This is a genomic window from Mesorhizobium sp. M8A.F.Ca.ET.202.01.1.1, assembly GCF_004791595.1.
In the GTDB taxonomy this organism is placed as follows: Bacteria; Pseudomonadota; Alphaproteobacteria; order Rhizobiales; family Rhizobiaceae; genus Mesorhizobium.
The window spans coordinates 23,405-42,647 of the sequence record NZ_SRUN01000002.1 but is presented as its reverse complement, the minus strand read 5'-3'; the positions used below and the strand labels follow the sequence as shown (position 1 = coordinate 42,647).

At 63.5% G+C, this 19,243-nt stretch carries 20 protein-coding genes and 1 tRNA gene; 14 read left to right on the top strand and 7 right to left on the bottom strand.

What is annotated here, in order from left to right; translation table 11 throughout:
* Positions 1–4: 4 nt before the first annotated feature.
* Positions 5–1,657, bottom strand: a complete 1,653-nt coding sequence (locus tag EN845_RS05025) for a DUF882 domain-containing protein (protein ID WP_127870836.1) — start codon at positions 1,655–1,657, stop codon at positions 5–7.
* 329 nt (positions 1,658–1,986) lie between these two features.
* On the opposite strand from EN845_RS05025, the gene EN845_RS05020 reads away from it, so the two are divergent.
* Positions 1,987–2,358 (top strand): VOC family protein, encoded by a 372-nt coding sequence (locus tag EN845_RS05020; protein WP_127279568.1) that lies wholly within the window; start codon positions 1,987–1,989, stop codon positions 2,356–2,358.
* Between the two features lie 128 nt (positions 2,359–2,486).
* On the opposite strand, the gene EN845_RS05015 is transcribed toward EN845_RS05020, so the two are convergent.
* Positions 2,487–2,561: transfer RNA gene (locus EN845_RS05015), tRNA-Thr, on the bottom strand.
* A 161-nt stretch (positions 2,562–2,722) separates the two neighbouring features.
* Here EN845_RS05015 and EN845_RS05010 point away from each other — a divergent pair.
* From EN845_RS05010 to yacG, 9 genes are all read left to right on the top strand, one after another.
* Positions 2,723–2,923: a hypothetical protein gene (locus EN845_RS05010; RefSeq protein ID WP_127279569.1), complete on the top strand. Its 201-nt coding sequence runs from the start codon at positions 2,723–2,725 to the stop codon at positions 2,921–2,923.
* A 129-nt stretch (positions 2,924–3,052) separates the two neighbouring features.
* Positions 3,053–4,345 (top strand): UDP-N-acetylglucosamine 1-carboxyvinyltransferase, encoded by a 1,293-nt coding sequence (gene murA, locus EN845_RS05005; protein ID WP_127279570.1) that lies wholly within the window; start codon positions 3,053–3,055, stop codon positions 4,343–4,345.
* Positions 4,346–4,546: 201 nt separating this feature from the next.
* A complete protein-coding gene (locus EN845_RS05000) occupies positions 4,547–4,978 on the top strand; it encodes a DUF2948 family protein (RefSeq protein WP_127279571.1) in 432 nt (143 codons plus the stop codon).
* Positions 4,979–4,985: 7 nt separating this feature from the next.
* Complete coding sequence (gene hisD / locus EN845_RS04995) at positions 4,986–6,278, top strand: histidinol dehydrogenase (RefSeq protein WP_127279572.1); 1,293 nt, start codon at positions 4,986–4,988, stop codon at positions 6,276–6,278.
* Between the two features lie 6 nt (positions 6,279–6,284).
* Positions 6,285–6,770, top strand: coding sequence for a UPF0262 family protein (locus EN845_RS04990; RefSeq protein WP_127279573.1), 486 nt, complete (start codon positions 6,285–6,287; stop codon positions 6,768–6,770).
* Positions 6,758–7,228: a low molecular weight phosphatase family protein gene (locus EN845_RS04985; protein WP_127870835.1), complete on the top strand. Its 471-nt coding sequence runs from the start codon at positions 6,758–6,760 to the stop codon at positions 7,226–7,228. The genes EN845_RS04990 and EN845_RS04985 overlap by 13 nt, the downstream gene beginning before the upstream one ends.
* Positions 7,229–7,372: 144 nt before the next feature.
* Complete coding sequence (gene infA, locus EN845_RS04980; RefSeq protein WP_006329283.1) at positions 7,373–7,591, top strand: translation initiation factor IF-1; 219 nt, start codon at positions 7,373–7,375, stop codon at positions 7,589–7,591.
* Positions 7,592–7,609: 18 nt separating this feature from the next.
* Positions 7,610–8,236 (top strand): Maf-like protein, encoded by a 627-nt coding sequence (locus EN845_RS04975; RefSeq protein ID WP_127870834.1) that lies wholly within the window; start codon positions 7,610–7,612, stop codon positions 8,234–8,236.
* Entirely contained in the window at positions 8,233–8,430 is a 198-nt protein-coding gene (yacG, locus tag EN845_RS04970; RefSeq protein WP_127870833.1) for a DNA gyrase inhibitor YacG, read from the top strand. The genes EN845_RS04975 and yacG overlap by 4 nt, the downstream gene beginning before the upstream one ends.
* Positions 8,431–8,462: 32 nt before the next feature.
* On the opposite strand, the gene EN845_RS04965 is transcribed toward yacG, so the two are convergent.
* Positions 8,463–9,668, bottom strand: a complete 1,206-nt coding sequence (locus EN845_RS04965) for an ROK family transcriptional regulator (RefSeq protein WP_127870832.1) — start codon at positions 9,666–9,668, stop codon at positions 8,463–8,465.
* A 169-nt stretch (positions 9,669–9,837) separates the two neighbouring features.
* Between EN845_RS04965 and EN845_RS04960 the strand changes: the two genes are divergently transcribed.
* The 4 genes from EN845_RS04960 (at position 9,838) to EN845_RS04945 (ending at position 13,878) form a co-directional block, all read left to right on the top strand.
* Positions 9,838–11,007: an SGNH/GDSL hydrolase family protein gene (locus EN845_RS04960; protein WP_127870831.1), complete on the top strand. Its 1,170-nt coding sequence runs from the start codon at positions 9,838–9,840 to the stop codon at positions 11,005–11,007.
* Between the two features lie 111 nt (positions 11,008–11,118).
* Positions 11,119–12,072, top strand: a complete 954-nt coding sequence (locus EN845_RS04955) for a sugar ABC transporter substrate-binding protein (protein WP_127276810.1) — start codon at positions 11,119–11,121, stop codon at positions 12,070–12,072.
* Entirely contained in the window at positions 12,072–12,860 is a 789-nt protein-coding gene (locus tag EN845_RS04950; RefSeq protein ID WP_210235354.1) for an ATP-binding cassette domain-containing protein, read from the top strand. The genes EN845_RS04955 and EN845_RS04950 overlap by 1 nt, the downstream gene beginning before the upstream one ends.
* Positions 12,861–12,876: 16 nt before the next feature.
* Positions 12,877–13,878 (top strand): ABC transporter permease, encoded by a 1,002-nt coding sequence (locus EN845_RS04945; protein WP_127870830.1) that lies wholly within the window; start codon positions 12,877–12,879, stop codon positions 13,876–13,878.
* A gap of 22 nt (positions 13,879–13,900) precedes the next feature.
* Here the strand turns inward: EN845_RS04945 and EN845_RS04940 are convergent, their stop codons facing one another.
* Genes EN845_RS04940 through EN845_RS04925 form a run of 4 tightly spaced genes read right to left on the bottom strand, consistent with a single transcriptional unit; the run spans position 13,901 to position 19,113 of the window.
* Complete coding sequence (locus tag EN845_RS04940) at positions 13,901–15,271, bottom strand: alpha-glucosidase/alpha-galactosidase (RefSeq protein WP_127870829.1); 1,371 nt, start codon at positions 15,269–15,271, stop codon at positions 13,901–13,903.
* A 19-nt stretch (positions 15,272–15,290) separates the two neighbouring features.
* Complete coding sequence (locus EN845_RS04935) at positions 15,291–16,958, bottom strand: ABC transporter ATP-binding protein (protein WP_127276816.1); 1,668 nt, start codon at positions 16,956–16,958, stop codon at positions 15,291–15,293.
* A 10-nt stretch (positions 16,959–16,968) separates the two neighbouring features.
* On the bottom strand, positions 16,969–18,105 hold the full coding sequence (locus EN845_RS04930; protein WP_127870828.1) for an ABC transporter permease: 1,137 nt from the start codon (positions 18,103–18,105) through the stop codon (positions 16,969–16,971).
* Positions 18,106–19,113: an ABC transporter permease gene (locus EN845_RS04925; RefSeq protein ID WP_127276820.1), complete on the bottom strand. Its 1,008-nt coding sequence runs from the start codon at positions 19,111–19,113 to the stop codon at positions 18,106–18,108. It abuts the gene before it with no gap.
* Positions 19,114–19,243: the final 130 nt, after the last annotated feature.

The following is a 19,243-nucleotide window of genomic DNA, read 5'->3' as shown; positions in this document are numbered from 1 at the left end:
CGACCTATCTGAAGCTGGCGATGGGCAGGAATTTCACCGCGGAGCCGGTGAAGCGGCGGTGATCGGACGTCTTTCCTCGTGGCTGGAATCCATCGAGATAAACCTGCTCCGGCGCCGTGCGGATGAAATTGGCGGCAATGACGGGCGCCGCCATCGAGCCGGCTCCTGCGCTGCCGCGACCGCTTTCACGCGGACGGCCGGTCAATGCCGCGGGTACAATGACGGCGGTGCCCTTGGGGTCGAGACGTGGCTGGACACGGTCGGCCTTGGGGCTTGTCCTGGCACGATCTTCGGGTTTCGACGCCGGGACCGCAATCGGCTGGCCAGCCAGCGGATCGAGATTGTCATCGGCGTGATGCGTGGCGAGCAAGGCGCCGATTGCATCGGCGGGTTTGGCCGCCTCCGGCTGTCGCGCAGGCCCCGTCCGGCCTTCGGGCCGCCATGTCGGGACAGGGATGTTGAGCGCCACCATGTCCGGACCGGCAATCGCGAGAGCGGCGCCAGCCTTGCCCGAGGCAGTTTCGGCGCCGGCCGCCGGTTCAGCCCGCGCCGGAGATGCGCTGGCTACGCCGAGCGGCACGGTTTGCGGGGTTGGAATGCCTGCAGCGAGCCCGGTGCGCGGTGCGAAAGCGGGTACCGGCACCGTGCCGGGCGCCATCGCCATGACGATCGCTTCGGGCGTCTTCGCGGGCGTTTCTTCGGGGGAAACCATCTGAATGTCCGCCCGCTGGGCTGCCTCCGGCGCCACGATAGCGATGCCCTGTCCGGCCAGCTTCGGTTCAACGACCGTCTTGGGGTCACCGGCCGTCTTGGAGTCAACCGGCTTCGCCGGCTTGCGTGGCGCAGGCGCCACTTCCGCGGCATCGTCGGCTTCGTCCGTGCCGCGCCCACCCAACAGCGACGCCAGCAGGCCGCGCGCCGGCCTGCGTTGGCCGCCGTCGGCGCTTGCCAGTTCGATGTTGGGCGTGCCGGCGGCCTTGCGCGATTTGTAGGCGGCAAACGCTTGATCGTAGCCGGGCAGCGGCTTGCCGTCGCTCGGCACATGGAGCGTATTGCCGTTGGGGAAGACCCTGGCCAGTTCCTGGCGGCTGATGCCCGGCCAATGCCGCACATTGCCGACGTCCATGTGGATGAAGGGCGAACCGGAAGTAGGGTAATAGCCGACGCCGCCGCCCTGCATCTTCAGGCCGATGTCGCGCAGCTTCTTCAGCGGCACATCCGGCAGGAAGAAATCCATGGCGCGGCCAACCATGTGCTGGCTTTCGCGGGCCACCCCTTTCGAACGGCCGCGCAGCATGGCGTTGGTCGCCGGCGAGCGATAGGCGCTGACCACATGGATATAGCTGGTCGAGCCGCTGGCGCGATAAGCCTGCCAGACCAGGTCGAGCAGACGCGGATCCATCCTGGTCGGCTCGTTGCGGCGCCAGTCGCGCAGCATGAAGTTGATCTTCTTCAGGCCCGCCTGATCGTAACGCCCGTCGCGCTTGAAGACGATCTCGGCCTTCTCGCCCGTATGGAGATGCTGAATTCGCAGGGCGCGCGTTTCGGCGAACGCATCGGTGATGCACATGCAAAAGAAAGCGGCCATGAAAGCCTGCAACCGGGTCCAGAAGCGGAAACCGCCGGGCGCGTTCTGTTGGCTTTCAATCACGTTCATGCCTTGCACATCGTTCCTGTTTCGGGCGATTTGACGTCCTCGCCGGAGGCGGAGCCTTCTTTTCAGCACCCTTCCCGGCGCTGCTGACCAGGCGGACAGGCCAGACTTGACCAGGCGGACAGGCCAGCCATTCCACAACACGTCATGTCGAAGAACAGCATCTTGGTTAACGAATCGTGTCAGGCGGCTTTTCGACTGGAGGTTGCCGCCCCCCGCCTTTGGGGAAAGCCACGTTGTCTTCCGGCTGAACGCGCCAACACAGGCAGGCCGACCGACAGGAAACCTTTCATGCAAGTTGGCCGTTGTAGCTGGAAGAGAGGAGAAGTTGAATGGCATCCGTCCGGTACATCGTTTCGAACGTCGACAAGGCGGTCGCGTTCTATCGAGACAATCTCGATTTCAAGACCGACAAGCACAATCCGGGCAAGTTCGCCGCGCTGTTGCGCGACGACTTGACGCTGTATCTCAGCGCCCCAGGTGCGGGGAGCGGTGGTCAGGCGGGCGGCGATCCAAAGCCGGGCGGGTGGAACCGATTTATGATCATTACGACCGAGATCGATGTCCTCATCGAGCGGTTGCGCCGCACTGACGCAAGATTCCGCGGCAAGATCAGCGACGGCGGTGCCGGCCGCGCCATCTTGCTCGAAGATCCCTCCGGCAACGTTATCGAGCTATTCGAGTTCAAGAAGGATCGAGCCTGATTTAGAGCTGGTGGCGACGCTGGTTTTGATCGCCTTCGCCGTGCTGACAATGTCAAGCTTATGTGTACCACCCGGCGTACCAGGCGGCAAAAAGACCAAGGTAGGGGTTCCCAATCAATGGGATAGACTGGTGCTGCGAGAGAGGATTGAACTCTCGACCTCTCCCTTACCAAGGGAGTGCTCTACCACTGAGCTACCGCAGCCGCCGATGGCGGGGCTTCTGCCATATCGAACCGGCAAGCGCAAGGCCAAGAACAACGCTTCTGTGAAAGCCTTTGCCGGATAGCTTTCTATGACATGGCGGTGCCACAATGTTGGCTATCCCTGAATGGCGGGTTGGCTGGCTGCCAGCCGGGGCAGGACGATGAACGACAAGACAAATCCACCGAAAAACAGCGGAACGACCCGCAAGAACCGGCTCGCCGAGCAGTTGCGAGCCAATCTCCAGAAGCGCAAGGCGCAGTCGCGCTCGCGCCGTAGTGGCGACGCCGACAAGCGGCGCGCCGGTGAGGCCGACCAGCGGCCCGACGGGCTCGGCGCGGCAAAGGAAATGCAGAAAGATTAACTCAAATCGGCCACTCTTGGACGGGATGCTCGGAAATCCTATTTCTTGAACCATACCGGCCAATGGTCTAGACGGGCCGACACTCAAACGATTGAACCGGCCTTTTCTGGCCGAGAGGGACATTCTCCAATGGATCGCATCAGAATCGTCGGCGGCAACAAGCTTGCCGGAAGCATTCCGATCTCGGGCGCGAAAAACGCCGCCCTGCCGCTGATGATCGCCTCGCTTCTGACCGACGACACGCTGACACTCGAAAACGTGCCGCATCTGGCCGATGTCGAGCAACTGATCCGCATCCTCGGCAATCATGGCGTCGACTATTCGGTCAATGGCCGCCGCGAGAAGCAGAATGAGGGCTATTCGCGCACCATCAACTTTTCCGCCCGCAACATCGTCGACACGACAGCTCCTTACGAGCTGGTGTCCAAGATGCGCGCCTCGTTCTGGGTGATCGGGCCGCTGCTGGCCCGGATGGGCGAGGCCAAGGTGTCGCTGCCCGGCGGCTGCGCCATCGGCACGCGCCCGGTCGACCTGTTCCTCGAAGGCCTGCAGGCGCTGGGCGCCGATATCGATGTCGACACCGGCTATGTCATCGCCAAGACCCGCAATGGCCGCCTCGTCGGCAACCGTTACATCTTCCCCAAGGTCTCGGTCGGCGCAACCCATGTGCTGATGATGGCGGCATCGCTCGCCAAGGGCGAGACGGTGCTGGAAAACGCCGCCTGCGAGCCCGAGATCGTCAATCTCGCCGAATGCCTCAACGCCATGGGCGCCAGGATTTCCGGCGCCGGCACGCCGACCATCACCATCGACGGCGTCGAAGCGCTGTCGGGGGCGCGCGTGCGCGTCATCCCCGACCGCATCGAGACTGGCACCTATGCCATGGCCGTGGCGATGACCGGCGGCGACGTCGTGTTGGAAGGCGCACGGCCGGAGCTGCTGCAGACCGCGCTCGACGTGATTTCGCAGACGGGCGCGGAGATCACGCAGACCAATTCCGGCATCCGCGTGAAGCGAAATGGCGCCGGGATTTCGCCGGTCGACGTGACGACGGCGCCCTTCCCGGCCTTCCCGACCGATCTGCAGGCACAGTTCATGGGCCTGATGACCATGGCCAAGGGCAAGTCGCGCATCACCGAGACGATCTTCGAAAACCGCTTCATGCACGTCCAGGAACTGGCGCGGCTCGGCGCCCACATCACGCTTTCGGGCCAGACTGCGATCGTCGACGGCGTGGCGAAGCTGAAGGGCGCGCCGGTCATGGCGACCGATCTTCGCGCTTCGGTCTCGCTGGTCATCGCCGGTCTGGCCGCCGAAGGCGAGACCACGGTCAACCGCGTCTACCATCTCGATCGCGGCTTCGAGCGGCTGGAGGAAAAGCTTTCCAATTGCGGCGCGGTGATCGAGCGGATTTCTGCCTGACGATCCGCGGTCGCTTGGCGAAATCATCTGCAAAGCGTTCCTTCTCCCGTCACCATACGGGGAGAAGTGCCCGGCAGGGACAATGAGGGGTGCGCAAAACCTGCGGCAAATGCCTCTGGCGGTATTCCTGTCGCGGTTGCACCGATCGGAAAGACCGCCTAACAGAAAGGCTGATTGCCAACCTCTGGGTGTGAAATCCGCATGGCCTTAAAACTCATTGCGCTCGACGATCAGGATCTGAGCATCGTCTCGGCCCATCTCCAGGACGCCGTGATGAAGGTCTCGGACCTCGAATTCCTGCCCAAGGCCAAACGGTTCGTGCTGACCATGAACCGTTTCGTGTGGGAGGCCAAATCCGGCCTGTTTCGCCAGCACAATGAGCGGCGGCAGGCGGTGCTGCATTTCGACCGGGTGCTGGGCGCCAAGACCAACGGCATTGCCCGCGACAAGCCGGCCGAAATCCTCTCCCTGCTGGCGATCAGCTTCATCGAGATCAGCAAGCCGGCCGGCATCGTCGAACTGATCTTCTCGGGTGGCGGTACCATCATGCTCGACGTCGAATGCATCGAGGCCCGCCTTGCCGATATCGGCGGTGCGTGGGAAGCCACGTCGCGCCCCATCCACAGGGCTTGAGCATACAATGGCCATCACGCTTCGCCAGTCCGACGCCGATTTCGAGCAGCGTTTCGCCGCCTTCCTCATGACCAAGCGCGAGGTATCGGCCGATGTCGACGCCGTGGTGCGCGACATCATCGCGCGCGTGCGCGCCGAGGGCGACACGGCACTGATCGACTACACGCAGAAATTCGGCGGAGGCGACCTCGCCGCGCTAGGCATTGCCGTCTCGGCGGAAGACATCGCCGGCGCCTATGCCGAGGCCGATCCGGCCACGGTCGAGGCGCTGAAATTCGCACGTGACCGCATCCGGTCCCATCACCAGCGGCAAAAGCCGCAGGACGAACGCTACACGGATGCCGCCGGCGTCGAGCTCGGCTCGCGCTGGACCGCGATCGAGGCGGTCGGACTCTATGTGCCGGGCGGCACGGCAAGCTATCCGAGTTCGGTGCTGATGAACGCCGTGCCGGCCAAGGTAGCAGGCGTCGAGCGCATCGTCATGGTCGTGCCGGCACCGCACGGTGTCGTCAACCCGCTGGTGCTGGTGGCGGCGGATATATCAGGCGTCTCCGAAATCTACCGCGTCGGCGGCGCGCAGGCGATCGCCGCACTTGCCTATGGCACGCAGACGATCAAGCCGGTGGCCAAGATCGTCGGTCCCGGCAATGCCTATGTGGCCGCGGCCAAGCGGCGCGTGTTCGGCACGGTCGGCATCGACATGATCGCCGGGCCGTCGGAAGTGCTTGTGGTGGCCGACGGCGGCAATGATCCAGAGTGGATCGCGGCGGACCTGCTTGCCCAGGCCGAGCATGACGTGTCGGCGCAGTCGATCCTGATCACCGACGATCCGGCATTCGGCGAGGAGGTCGAACGGGCGGTCGAGCGTCAGTTGCAAAGCCTCTCGCGCGGCGATACGGCGGCGCAGAGCTGGCGCGATTTCGGCGCCGTCATCCTGGTTCCGACGATCGAAGCGTCGTTGCCGCTGGTCGACCGCATCGCGGCCGAGCATGTCGAACTGGCCATCGACGATGCCGAAGGCTTCCTCGCGAAGATGCGCAATGCCGGTGCCGTCTTCCTCGGCCGCCACACGCCGGAAGCCATCGGCGACTATGTCGGCGGCTCCAACCATGTGCTGCCGACGGCGCGCTCGGCGCGCTTCTCGTCGGGCCTGTCGGTCCTCGACTTCGTCAAGCGCACCTCGGTCCTGAAGCTTGGGCCGGAACAGTTGCGCATGCTGGCACCGGCGGCGATCGCACTCGCGCGGGCGGAAGGGCTCGACGCGCATGGCCGCTCCGTCACTATCCGGCTGAACATGTAGGCCGGCATGACGGGCTCCGATCAAACCCGCGCAAAACTGATCGATGTCGAACTCGATGAATCGATCGGCCGTTCGACGCCCGATGTCGAGCATGAGCGGGCGGTGGCGATCTTCGACCTGATCGAGGAGAACCATTTTCAGCCCGTCAACGACAGCGGCACGGGTCCCTACCGGCTGAAGCTGTCGCTGGCCGAGTCCCGTCTGGTCTTTGCCGTGGCACGCGAGGACGGCGCCGCCGTCGTCACCCACATCCTGTCGCTGACGCCGCTCAGGCGCATCGTCAAGGACTACTATATGATCTGCGAGAGCTATTACGACGCCATCCGCTCCTCGACGCCGAGCCATATCGAGGCGATCGACATGGGCCGCCGTGGCCTGCACAATGAGGGCTCGCAGACGCTGATGGATCGGCTCTCCGGCAAGATCGACATCGACTTCGACACGGCGCGACGGCTGTTCACGCTGGTCTGCGTGCTGCACTGGCGGGGCTGACCCTGGCCCCCGGCGCCCTGCCCCGCTCGGTCCTGTTCCTGTGCGGCATGAATGCCGTGCGCTCGCCGATGGCCGAGCAGCTGGCGCGCCGGATGCTGCCCCCCACCATTTTCGTCGCCTCGGCCGGTGTGCGCGCCGGCGAACGCGACCCGTTCGTCGATGCCGTGCTTGCCGAGGACGGCCTGACGCTTGGCGAACGTCATCCACGGACGCTGGACGATCTCGAGGACGACTATTTCGACCTGATCGTCACACTGGCGCCGGAGGCGCACCATGCCGCGCTCGAACTCACCCGCTCGCTTGCCGTCGAGGTGGAATACTGGCCGACGCCGGACCCGACCGATGCCGGCGGCACGCGCGAACACATCATGGCCAGCTATCGCGACGTCCGCGAGCGGCTGAAGTTGCGCATAGGCCGACGTTTTTTGCTTCCAGGAGCAAAAAACGCGACGGATTAAGCGTGTTCACAAGCGAACGATTATCATATAGGTTCCGCCGAAATTCCGGCCAGAGTCGGAAGTAGAGCATGATCCGAAAACCGCTTCACACTTCTCGGCATCATGCTCTAGGCGCCGAAACTGCCATCCAAGCAAAGGTATCGAATGCCGAAGGAAGAAGTCCTCGAATTTCCGGGTATCGTCACGGAATTGTTGCCCAACGCGATGTTCAGGGTGAAGCTCGAAAACGAACACGAGATCATCGCCCATACGGCCGGCCGCATGCGCAAGAACCGCATCCGCGTGCTGACCGGCGACAAGGTTCTGGTCGAAATGACACCATACGACCTGACCAAGGGCCGCATCACCTACCGTTTCAAGTAAGATCAAGACCCGAGCGCGATGAGCATTTTGCAGAAGCTGGTGCTTGCCTCGGGTTCGCCGCGCCGCATCGAACTCTTGCAGCAGGCCGGCATCGAGCCTGACCGTATCCTGCCAGCCGATATCGACGAAACGCCGCTGCGTGCCGAGCATCCGCGCTCGCTGGCCAAGCGCTTGTCGAAGGAAAAGGCCGAGAAGGCGTTTGCGTCGCTGAAGACCGAGACCGACTATGCGCCGAGTTTCGTGCTGGCCGCCGACACGGTGGTTGCCGTTGGACGGCGCATCCTGCCCAAGGCCGAAACGCTGGACGATGCCGCCAACTGCCTCGGGCTCTTGTCCGGCCGTTCTCACCGGGTCTATTCAGGCATCTGCCTGATCACGCCGGGCGGCAAATTGCGCCAGCGGCTGGTCGAGACGCGGGTGCGTTTCAAGCGGCTTCCGCGCGAGGAGATCGACGCCTATGTCGCCTCGGGCGAATGGCGCGGCAAGGCCGGCGGCTATGCCGTGCAAGGCCTCGCCGGCTCCTTCGTCGTCAAGCTCGTCGGCTCCTACACCAACATCGTCGGCCTGCCGCTCTATGAGACGGCGGCGCTGCTGTCGGGCGAAGGTTTCAGGACCCATCAAAACTGGTCGTCCGCGCGACCATGAGCCTGGACGACAAAGTCACGCCGCTGCGGCCCAAGCGCCCGTGCCCCGAATGCGGCAAGCCGTCGGCGCGCGAGACCTATCCGTTCTGCTCGAAGCGTTGCAAGGACATCGACCTCAACCGCTGGCTGAAGGGCGCCTATGTCATCTCGGCCCGCGACGACGAGGAAGAACCCGACGCCGACGAGCCAAAATAAGGCCAGGCCATCAGCGCGGGCCAGACTTTCGATCAGGCTTCTGGCGAGCCCGCAGGGCCATTGGAGTCCGACTGCAAAAAGAATCTGTCGAGGAGGGGAATGCAGGCCGCCCCAAGGCCGGCTGCCTGCCGGTCCGACGTGCCCTCCCTGACGAAGAGAGACGCAAGATCGCTGGCGCCGATGGCCGTGAGCTTTTCCCTGATCTCCCTCACCAGCTCGGCTCTCACCCATTGCGGCATGAGGCCGTCCAGAACAATGCCCCTGAATGTGGCAAGCGCCGACGCCGAATGGACCGCCAGCGATATGCTGGACGAGGTTGCCTCAATCCATTTCCTGAGTTGCGGGTCAGGGGCGCGAGACCCTGGCGCCAGGCCGACATCGTCAACCGAAACCGATGTGCCGAGCGGTGCCACGCCGCCGGTCGCAGATGGCACCAGGATACGTCCGATCCCAGGCCTTGCATCGCGGCGCGAGAAGCCGAGCCGACCATGTTGGACAATGCCTCCGTCAAGCGAATGCCCGATGAAGATATAGAGGAAGTCGGGCGCGCCTCCGGCCAGCCCATAGGCCAGTTCCGCGCTGCATGCCGCCACCGCATCCCGGTCGAGATAGATCGATAGATGTGTTTCCTTGCCCATCTGCAGGGCCAGGTCCTCAAACTCGGCCCACGCGCTCTCCGGACCGTCCGTGCCCTTGCCGTTGGCAACCGCCGCAAGAATATCCGAAGCTACCGCTATGCCGATGTCCTCCAGCCTCGCGTGCTGGGCTGAGGTCAGGCGCGAGCGCATCTCGGCAATCGCTGTATATGCGATGCGTGCTATTTCACCCATTTCGCCCGCGCCGTACGACAGCCTTCGCTGCTCCAGGACCCCGCCGACAAAATCGACCAGTGCGATGTCCGCATGGCGCAGCCCCAGCCGCAGGCCTAGAAACAGCGCTCCCTCGGGATTGATCGACATCGGGACCGACGGCTGTCCGACCTTGCCTTTGATGGGCCTTCCCGCCACCAGCAGTCCTTCCGCCTCGAGGGAGCGGACGATGACGGACGCGGTCTGCTTGGTAAGCCCGGTGATCTCGGCGATCTGAGCTTTGGACAGTTGACCGTGTATCCTGATCAGCGACAGGGCAAGACGTTCATTCGACGCGCGGAGGCCGACCTGGTTCGCGCCCCTGTAACCTGAATAAATACCGTTCGGGCTCGTTCGGGCAGAGCTTGCGCCACCTATACGTCCGGTCACAGTGATACCCCAATAAGGACGCGCCCGCCGACCTTGGTGTTGGCGGACGCAGATACGACCCTTGGCAAGGATTTGCAGGAGGAGGGCAAATAAGTCAATCGAAATTACCTATTGACTTGGTGTGCGACCTGAAAGTAGCTGGCATGGACCAAAGACGAGGGAAGCGAAGATGATACGCGGCGACTGGATCGCAACATGGACTGCCAGCCCTATGAATGTCTGGGGCGCCGACATGGTGATCCCAGGGTTCTACAACCAGACGGTTCGCGAGATTGCCCGCATCAGCGTCGGAGGCCGGCGGTTAAGGATACGGGTGTCGAACGAGTTCGGCAGCGCACCGATCGTCATCAACGCGGCGCACGTCGCACTTGCGGGCGAGGACGGAGCCATCCAGCCCCTGACAAGCCGCCCCCTCACCTTTGGCGGCGAGGCGACCGCCTCGATTGCGCCGGGCGCTCCACTGTTCAGCGATCCCGTGGAACTGGCAACGCCCGCGCTGTCCCGGCTTGCCTTGAGTTTCTATGTGAGCGGCCATCTTCCGGTGGAAACCCATCATTACGAGGCGCAGCAGACGGCATTCATATCCATACCGGGGAATTTCGCCGCCTCCGAACTCCTGCCGCTTCAGCAAACCACCACCAGCCGCTACTTCGCTTCAGCCATCTATGTCGACGCAAAGGAAGGATCGCGCGCGATTGCCTGCTTCGGCGACTCCATCACCGACGGCTACGGCTCGCAGATAGACGGCGACAGGCGGTGGCCGGACATTCTGAGCGAGCGGCTCAGCGCCGGCACCGCGACGCAGGACCTGGCCGTGCTCAATCTTGGTATCGGCGGCAACCGGCTTCTGAGCAATCGCCGCGGCACGAAGGCTTTGGAGCGGTTCGACCGCGATGTGCTCAGCCTGCCCAGGGTGTCGCATCTCATCATTCTGGAGGGCGTCAACGACATAGGCTGGCCCAACACCGCGCTTGCGGGCGCCGATGAGGCCGTAACGGCAAAACAAATCATATCGGCGATCCGGCAGCTTGCCGTGCGCGCCGAGACTGCCGGCATTCGCGTCATACTGGGGACCCTGACCCCATTCGAAGGAACAACATCGGAATCGCCGGTCGGCGATTTCTACACGCCCGAGAAAGAGAAGGTTCGCGGCGCCGTCAATGCATGGATCCGAAAGGCCGAGGGCGTTTACGGCTTTGTCGACTTTGATGCCGCCGTTCGCGATCCCGGCCGGCCAACCAGGCTTCTCCCAGCCTATGATTGCGGCGATCACATCCACCCGAGCGATGCAGGCTACAGGGCCATGGCGCAAGCCATCGACATGGCCCTGTTCGAATAGGCGAACAATTAGTAAGTCATTATGACTTATTATTGACACCCGCCATTGTTTGTTGCATAACGTCCTCGAACGCTGGCGAGCCGTGACTGCAAGCGTCAATGGGAGGATTTCATGCGAACCAATAGTCTGCGGTTGTCGCGCATAGCGCTGGCATGCACATTGAGTGCCTTCACCGCCTTCGGACCAGCGGCTGCTGGAGCGGCGGACCTTTCCTCGATCCTTTTCGTCAACCCGCTGCCCAAATATCCGGCGTGGCGGCTGATCGGCGACTGCGTCGCCAATCGGGCGAAGGAGCTGAACATTCCCACGACCGAATCCGGTCCGACCACCGGCAATCTCGATGCCACCGTCATGATTCAGCAAATTCAGCAGGGCATCGCCAACAAGGCGGGAGCGATACTGACTTTTCCGGCGACGGCGGGATTTGTTCCCGTGCTCCAGCAGGCGGGGAAGGCCGGCATCATGGTCGGCACGTTCTATGGTGCTTCCGGAACGGAATCCGGTTCGAACGTGAACATCGGTGCGAACTTCACACGGGTCGGCGAAATCTTTGTCGAAGCGATAGCAAAGCGCGAGGGGCCGCAGCATGTCGGGCTGATGGCGCAGGGACCAAGCGGCGCGGCCAAAGCCTTCGTCGACGGGTTCACCGCGGCGGCCGCGAAGACCCAGAACGTCACCGTGTCCGCTGTGGTCTACACCAACGACGATGCCAGCAAGGCGCTTGACCAGGCCAATGCCCTTTTGACGGCGCATCCCGAGGTCAACGTCATCGCCTCGCATATGGGAACCGCCACGCAGGGCGGGACCGCTGCCATCAAGTCAAAAGGCCTGACCGGCAAGGTCGTATTCGTCGCCAACGGGACGGCAGGTGGGGGCGAGCAAGGACTTGCCGACGGCACCGTCTACAAGTTGATGCTGCAGGATCTCTGCACGGCGGGTTCCAAAATGGTCGATTCCGTCGCGGCCATCGCTCGCGGCGAGGCGGTTCAGCCGCAGATCGATGTTGGCGTGCGCATGTTCGACGCGAGCGACTACAAGGCGTATCTCGCCAAGGGATGGCAGTGATGGCAATCGCCCAGCCGGACATTCCGGCACCCGCGCTGGAGATGCGCGGGGTGGGCAAGTCGTTCGGCAACGTCAAGGCGTTGTCGAATGTCGATATCACCGCCGGGGCGGCCGAAATCCATGCCATTGTCGGCGACAATGGCGCGGGCAAGTCGACCACGCTCAAGATCATGTGCGGGATTTTCCGTCCGGATCAGGGGCAACTGCGACTGGGCGGAAAGTCGGTTGAGATACGGGACGCGTCGGCGGCCCATCACCTCGGCATCTCGGTTGTTCATCAGGACCTCGCCCTTGTCGAATGCCTGGACATCGCCACGAACATGGCTTTGGGAGCCATTCCGCGCAGGGGGCGCTTCCGGCTGGACCGTCGCCGCATGGAGACGGAAGCCGCCAAGGTGCTGGACGACCTGAAGATAAGGGTCGGCTCGGTCCGCACGCAGATCGGGCTCCTTTCTGGTGGCGAACGTCAAATCGTCGCCATAGCCCGTGGGGTTCGGATGGATCTTCCGATCATGCTTCTCGACGAGCCGACTGCGGCACTGGGAGTCCGGGAGACGGCCCATGTGGGAGAAATCCTCGGCGAACTCCGGCAGCAGGGGAAAGCCGTCATCTGCATCAGCCACGACATGGATTTCGTGTTCCGCAACAGCGACAGCATCACTGTCATGCGGCTGGGGCGCTCGGTCGCGACGCGACGCACCAAGGATACCAGCCGTGATGAAATCATCGGACTGATTACAGGTGCGATCCAGGGCGACACTGCCAGTTCCGATCCAACTTTTGCCTGAACGAGGGAACCAGACCGTGGCCAGCGAACAGGCAGAACACCAATCTTCGACAGCCTCTCAAGGTGTCCTTTCGGAATTGATGTTGCGTCAGGAAACGACATTGCTGGCGGTCATCGTGGCGGTTGGGATCGTTGCCACGCTTCGCAACCCCGCATTCCTCAACCCGGCAAATCTCACCGACATCGCCCGCGCGGCGGTGATCTATTTCGTCATGGGCTGCGGCGCTTCACTGCTCATGATCGGAGGCGGGCTCGATTTCTCCGTGGGCGCCGTCTTTACGCTTGGCGGCATCATCTGCGCGTGGTTGTTGGTGTGGGGAGCGCCCTGGCCGCTCGCCGTCCTGGCGGGCGTGGCGGCTGGTGCCGCCGTCGGATACGTCAACAGCGTGATCATCGAGCGGCTGCACGTGCCTCCGATCATAGCGACGCTCGGCACATTCTTCATCGTCGGCGGGCTATGTGTCCAATTCACTGGCGGAGAAGACATTGTCCCGCTGCCCGAAACGTTTCAGGCCCTGGGTCAGGGAGCCGTGCTCGGCGTCCCCTACATCGTTGTCTATGCCATCGCGCTGGGACTGCTTTTCTGGTTCGTGCTCGAGCAGACGCCGTTCGGTGTCGAGACACGCGCGCTGGGTGGCAATCGCAAGGCCGCGATCGCCAACGGCCTCAAGGTCAACAGGCTCGATACGATCCTCTACGTCACCGCCGGCGCCACCGCCGGCCTTGCCGGTGTCATCTACGCGGCGCGCGTTGGAAGTGGCCAAGTTGCCGCCGGCGGACCCGCGGTCACACTCTCGGTCGTCACGGCCGTGCTCATAGGGGGTATAAGCTTGCTCGGAGGCTTGGGCACAATCACCGGCGTTGCGGTCGGGGCCCTCCTGCTATCGGCGATCGATAACGCCCTCATCGTTGCCAGCGTGCCGCCCCAATACAACAGCATCATCATCGGCGCGATCCTTATCTGCGCAGTGGCGGTTGATCACATGCGCAGGGAACGTCTGTACAAGCGCCGCCGGTGAGGTCTTCCCGGAGTTGCCCTGCTCAGGCCGCGTGGGTCTTGCGGCTTGTCCGCGCCCAGGCCGGCAGCCAGTCGCCGTGGGCGGCCAGGAGATCATCGACCAGCGACCAGATCTGGTCGAGGTCGAGTTCGGCCGCCGTGTGCGGATCCATCATCGCCGCGTGGTAGATGTGTTCGCGGTTTTCCGTCATCAGCGCCCGCACCGTCAGTTCCTGGACATTGATGTTGGTACGGATCAGCGCCGTCAGTTGTGGCGGCAGGTCGCCTATATAGGTCGGCTGAATGCCGGACGCGTCGACCAGGCACGGCACTTCGGCGGCGCAATCGCGGGGCAGCGAGGTGATGCAGCCATTGTTGCGGACATTGCCGTAGATCACCGACGGCTCGCCGGTCCAGACTGAATTCATGATCGAGGAGGCATACTCCCTGGACTCCTCGACCTCGATGCGCTGGGCCGAGCGGTAGGCCTGTGCCTGGTCCTTCCAGCGCTCGATCTGCTCGACGCAGCGCTTGGGATATTCATCGAGCGGAATGCCGTATTTCTCGATCAGATCGGGGCGGCCGTCCTTGATGAAATAGGGCGTGTATTCGGCGAAATGCTCCGAGCTTTCGGTGACGAAATAGCCGAGCCGGGTCAGCATCTCGTAGCGTACCTTGTTGGGGCAGCGCGGGTTCCAGCCGGGCTTCGGCGCGCGGCCCTCGCGATAGGCGCGCACCAGGTCGGGATAAAGATCGCGGTAGGATCCGTCCGGCTGGCGATGCTCGAATTTCAGGTAGAAGGCCATGTGGTTGATACCAGCCGAGCGGTAACGAATCTCGTCGTAGGGAAGGTCGAGGTCGTGCGCCAGCTCCATCGCCGTGCCTTGCACCGAGTGGCACAATCCGACCTGCCGGATCTCGGGATATTTCTCCGATATCGCCCAGGTGTTGATCGCCATCGGGTTGACATATTGCAGCATGATCGCCCGCGGGCAGACGGCGAGCATGTCCTCGCAGATCTTCCACAGATGCGGCACGGTCCTGAGGCCGCGCATGATGCCGCCAACTCCGAGCGTATCAGCGATGGTCTGGCGCAGGCCGTACGTCTTCGGCACCTCGAAATCGGTGACGGTGCAGGGCTCATAGCCGCCGATCTGGAAGGCGACGACGACGAAATCGGCGCCCGCCAGCGCCTTGCGCTGGTCCGTGTAGGTCTCGGCCTTCGCCTTGACGCCAAGCGTGGCGATCAGCTTGTTGACGACGACCGCGCTTTCTTCCAGCCGCTGCGGGTTGATGTCCATCAGCGCGATCGTGGCGCCCGAAAGCGCCGGCCGCTGCAGCACGTCGCCGACGATGTTCTTCATGAACACCGTCGAACCGGCGCCGATGAAAGTGATCCTGGGATGTCTTGCCACGTTAACCTCCGGCATGTGTTCAGGCCACGTCGAAAGCGGCCCTGACGAGCCGTTCGGTGTAGGCGGTCTTGGGATTGGTGAGGACCTCGTCGACGGGTCCCTGCTCGACGATCTTGCCGTGCTGCATGACGATGACGCGGTGGCACAGCGCGCGCACCACCTTCAGGTCGTGCGAGATGAACAGGTAGCTCAAGCCGCGCTCGTCCTGCAACTTGCGCAAGAGATCGATGATCTGCGCCTGGACGGACAGGTCGAGCGCAGATGTCGGCTCGTCGAGCAGGATGAATTCGGGTTCGAGCGCGATGGCCCGCGCAATCGCGATACGCTGGCGCTGGCCACCGGAGAATTCATGCGGAAACCGCGACAGGATATCGCCCGGCATGCCGGCGCTGACCAGCGCCTCGCGCACCCGCTCGACCCGCTCGCGCCACGTGGCGCCGATGCTGTTGACGATCAGCCCTTCCTCGATGATCTGGCCGATCGTCATGCGCGGGTTGAGCGAGGAGAACGGGTCCTGGAAGACGATCTGCATGCGCGAGCGCAGCGGCCGCATCTGCGTCCGCGACAGGCCATGGATCGGCTGGCCGTCGAAACGGATCTCGCCGCGTTTGGCGTCGGTCAGCCGCAGCAACGCCTGGCCGAAGGTGGTCTTGCCGGAACCGGATTCGCCGACCAGTCCCAGCGTCTCGTGGCGGCAAAGCTTGAGATCGAGATCGTCGACCGCGACCAGTTCACGCCAGTCCGGTTTGAGAAACGTGCCATGGCGCAGCATGAAGCAGACGCGCACGCCATCCGCCTCGAGGATGGTGCCTGAGCCCTCCGGCAACGGTTGCGGGCGTCCCCTTGGCTCCGAGGCAAGCAGCCGCTGGGTATAGGGATGTCGCGGATCGGCGAACAGCCGTTCGGTGACGTTGTGCTCGCACATTTCGCCATGCTGCATCACATAGACATAGTCGGAAAACTTGCGCACCACGGTGAGATCATGGGTGATCAGGATCACCGCCATCCGCAGCTCTTTCTGCAGATTGCGGATCAGGTTGAGGATTTGGGCCTGCACCGTGACGTCGAGCGCGGTCGTCGGCTCGTCGGCGATCAGCACGTCGGGATTGTTGGCGAGCGCCATGGCGATCATCACGCGCTGGCGCTGCCCGCCCGAGAGCTGGTGGGGATATTGCTTGAGCCGCGCTTCGGGTTCGGGGATCTGCACATGCCGCAAAAGTTCGAGCGCCCGCGCCCAGGCTTGCTTGCGGCTCACCTTGCGATGCACCCTGATCGCCTCGACGATCTGGCTGCCGACCGTATAGATCGGGTTGAGCGAGCTCATCGGCTCCTGGAAGATCATCGAGATGCGGTTGCCGCGCAGCTTGCGCCGGGCGCTCTCGGGGAATTTCAGGATGTCCTGTCCGTCGTAACAGATGCTCGATTTCGGCGACACGGTGGCCCGCCGCGACAGCAGGCCCATGACGGTGCGCGCCGTCACCGACTTGCCGGAACCGGATTCGCCGACGATCGCGATCGTCTCGCCGCGATAGAGCTGGAACGAGATGTCCTTGACCGCTTCGACCACGCCGTGTTCGACCTTGAAGGCGACCTCGATGTTGCGGGCGTCGATGACGGGCTCTCCCTGGCGCCCATCATGGTCGAGGCGGAAGGCTGGTGCGAAGGGCTCGGCGAGTACGATGGTCATCCCGGTCCCCTCAATACGGATCGACGGCGTCGCGCAGGCCGTCGCCCAGCGCGTTGAAGGCGAACACGGTGACGAGCACGAAACCGACCGGTGACAGGATCCAGGGATAGGTGCCGATGACCGAATAGGTCGCGGTGTCCTGCAGCATCAGGCCCCAGGAGATCAGCGGCGGCTTGACGGCGAAGCCGAGGAAACCGAGGAAGGATTCCAGCAGCACCACCGTCGGGATCGCCAGCGTCACGGCGACGATCACATGGCTCATCACATTGGGGAAGATGTGCTGCAGGATGATGCGCTGGTCGGTGGCCCCGACCGCCATGGCGGCGCGCACATATTCGATGCGCGCCAGCGCCAGTGTCTTGCCGCGCACCTCGCGCGACATCTGTGCCCAGCCGAGCGCCGACATGACGATGATGACGAAGGCGAGGAACACATTGGTCGGCGCGGTGACCGGGATCAGCGTCGTCAGCGCGAGATAGAGCGGCAGTTGCGGGAAGGCCAGCACCAATTCGACGAAGCGCTGCATCCAGACATCGAACCGGCCGCCGAAATAGCCTGACACCATGCCGACTGTGGTGCCGATGACGGTGATGATGAAGACGACCGTCAGCGCGATCATCAGCGAAACGCGCGAGCCGTGGATGGCGCGCGACAGCACATCGCGGCCGAATTTATCGGTGCCGAGGAAATGCACCGGCTGGCCGTCCGTCGAAGCGAAGAAATGCCGGTTCGCCGGGATCAGCCCGAAGAGCCTGTAAGGCGCGCCCTCGACGAAGAAGCCAAGCAGCCTTGGGTGGTCGTAGTCGGGACCGACGATGGGCTGAAAGGTGACCGGATCGAGGTCGGCTGAATCGGCCAGCGCATAGACCCTCGGCCGCGCGACGAAATTGCCGTCCGTGTCGTGGAAGGAAGGCAGCTGCGGCGGGGCGAAGCCGACATCGGTCGCCTTCGGATCCATCGGCGCCAGGAATTCGGCGAACGCGGCCATGACCAGGAGCAGCACAACCAGCCAAAGCCCGGCCATACCGGTCCAGGAGCGCTTCAGCCTGCGCCAGACAAGCGCCATGTAGCTCTCATTGCCACGCGCGGGTGCCACTGTGGCTCGCTCGGGCGGCAAGAGTGGCGGTGAAGGGTCGCGCGCCAGCATCTAGCCCTCCCCGAACTGGCGCACGCGCGGATCAAGCAGGACCAGCAGCATGTCGGCGATGATGTTGCCGACGATCAGCGTCGCCGACAGCACCATCATGAAGGTGGCGGTGACATAGACATCGCCGACCGCCATCGAGCCGACGATCGCCGGACCGACGGTCGGCAGCGCGAAGATGATCGCCGTCTCGATCTCGCCGGTCAGCATATAGGGCAGCACCACGCCCTGATACATGACCAGCGGGTGCAGTGCGTTGGGCACGGCGTGGCGCATGACGACGGCGCTGCCGGTCAGGCCCTTGGCCTTGGCTGTCTCGACATATTGCGCGTTGAGCGTGTCGAGCAGATTGCCGCGCATGACGCGCATATTGTAGGCGAGGCCGCCGAAGGTGGCGATCGCCACCACCGGCCAGACATGCTTGACCAGGTCGACGAACTTGGCCCACGACCATGGCGCGCCGCCATATTGCGGCGAGAAGAATGAGCCGATCTCCGAGACGTTGAACTGGAAGACGAGGAGATAGACGATGATCAGCGCCATCAGGAAGCGCGGCACCGTCATACCGAGGAAAGAGATGGCCGAAAGCGTCGAGTCGATCCAGGTGTATTGCCGGGTCGCCGCCCATATGCCGAAGGTGATGCCCAGCACCGAGGCGAGCAGATGGCAGACCAGCGCCAGCAGCAGCGTGCGCGGCAGGCGCTCGCCGACGACCTCGGCCACTGGCTTGTTGTAATAGAGGCTGTAGCCGAAATCGCCGCGGGTGACGATGCCGCCGATCCAGTTGAGATACTGGACGGGCAGCGGCTTATCGAGGCCGTGTTCGACGCGATAGGCCTGGGCTTGAGCGTCGGCCTCGGCGAACGAGGCCCCGCCCTGGTTGATCAGCTGCGAGCGAATGTAATCGGCGTAGTCGCCAGGCGGCGCCTGGATGATGGCAAAGGTGACGAGGCTCAGAATAGCGAGAACCGGTATTGCCGACGCTATGCGCGTGAGCAGGAATCGCAACATCGACGGTCCGCTTCCTCATCTCGCCGGACGCTCCCCTGGAGGGGCGCTCGGAGGGTTGGTTTGTCCCGGCCGCGCCAGCGGCGCGGCCGGGTTTCTCTCAGTCAGGGAGGTAAACTTACATCGGGCCTTT

Excerpts from the sequence above, each read along its gene's own strand:
- EN845_RS05025 (WP_127870836.1), bottom strand. The coding sequence starts at position 1,657 with ATGAACGTGATTGAAAGCCAACAGAACGCGCCCGGCGGTTTCCGCTTC.
- EN845_RS05020 (WP_127279568.1), top strand. The coding sequence starts at position 1,987 with ATGGCATCCGTCCGGTACATCGTTTCGAACGTCGACAAGGCGGTCGCG.
- EN845_RS05010 (WP_127279569.1), top strand. The coding sequence starts at position 2,723 with ATGAACGACAAGACAAATCCACCGAAAAACAGCGGAACGACCCGCAAG.
- murA (WP_127279570.1), top strand. The coding sequence starts at position 3,053 with ATGGATCGCATCAGAATCGTCGGCGGCAACAAGCTTGCCGGAAGCATT.
- EN845_RS05000 (WP_127279571.1), top strand. The coding sequence starts at position 4,547 with ATGGCCTTAAAACTCATTGCGCTCGACGATCAGGATCTGAGCATCGTC.
- hisD (WP_127279572.1), top strand. The coding sequence starts at position 4,986 with ATGGCCATCACGCTTCGCCAGTCCGACGCCGATTTCGAGCAGCGTTTC.
- EN845_RS04990 (WP_127279573.1), top strand. The coding sequence starts at position 6,285 with ATGACGGGCTCCGATCAAACCCGCGCAAAACTGATCGATGTCGAACTC.
- infA (WP_006329283.1), top strand. The coding sequence starts at position 7,373 with ATGCCGAAGGAAGAAGTCCTCGAATTTCCGGGTATCGTCACGGAATTG.
- EN845_RS04975 (WP_127870834.1), top strand. The coding sequence starts at position 7,610 with ATGAGCATTTTGCAGAAGCTGGTGCTTGCCTCGGGTTCGCCGCGCCGC.
- yacG (WP_127870833.1), top strand. The coding sequence starts at position 8,233 with ATGAGCCTGGACGACAAAGTCACGCCGCTGCGGCCCAAGCGCCCGTGC.
- EN845_RS04960 (WP_127870831.1), top strand. The coding sequence starts at position 9,838 with ATGATACGCGGCGACTGGATCGCAACATGGACTGCCAGCCCTATGAAT.
- EN845_RS04955 (WP_127276810.1), top strand. The coding sequence starts at position 11,119 with ATGCGAACCAATAGTCTGCGGTTGTCGCGCATAGCGCTGGCATGCACA.
- EN845_RS04950 (WP_210235354.1), top strand. The coding sequence starts at position 12,072 with ATGGCAATCGCCCAGCCGGACATTCCGGCACCCGCGCTGGAGATGCGC.
- EN845_RS04935 (WP_127276816.1), bottom strand. The coding sequence starts at position 16,958 with ATGACCATCGTACTCGCCGAGCCCTTCGCACCAGCCTTCCGCCTCGAC.
- EN845_RS04930 (WP_127870828.1), bottom strand. The coding sequence starts at position 18,105 with ATGCTGGCGCGCGACCCTTCACCGCCACTCTTGCCGCCCGAGCGAGCC.
- EN845_RS04925 (WP_127276820.1), bottom strand. The coding sequence starts at position 19,113 with ATGTTGCGATTCCTGCTCACGCGCATAGCGTCGGCAATACCGGTTCTC.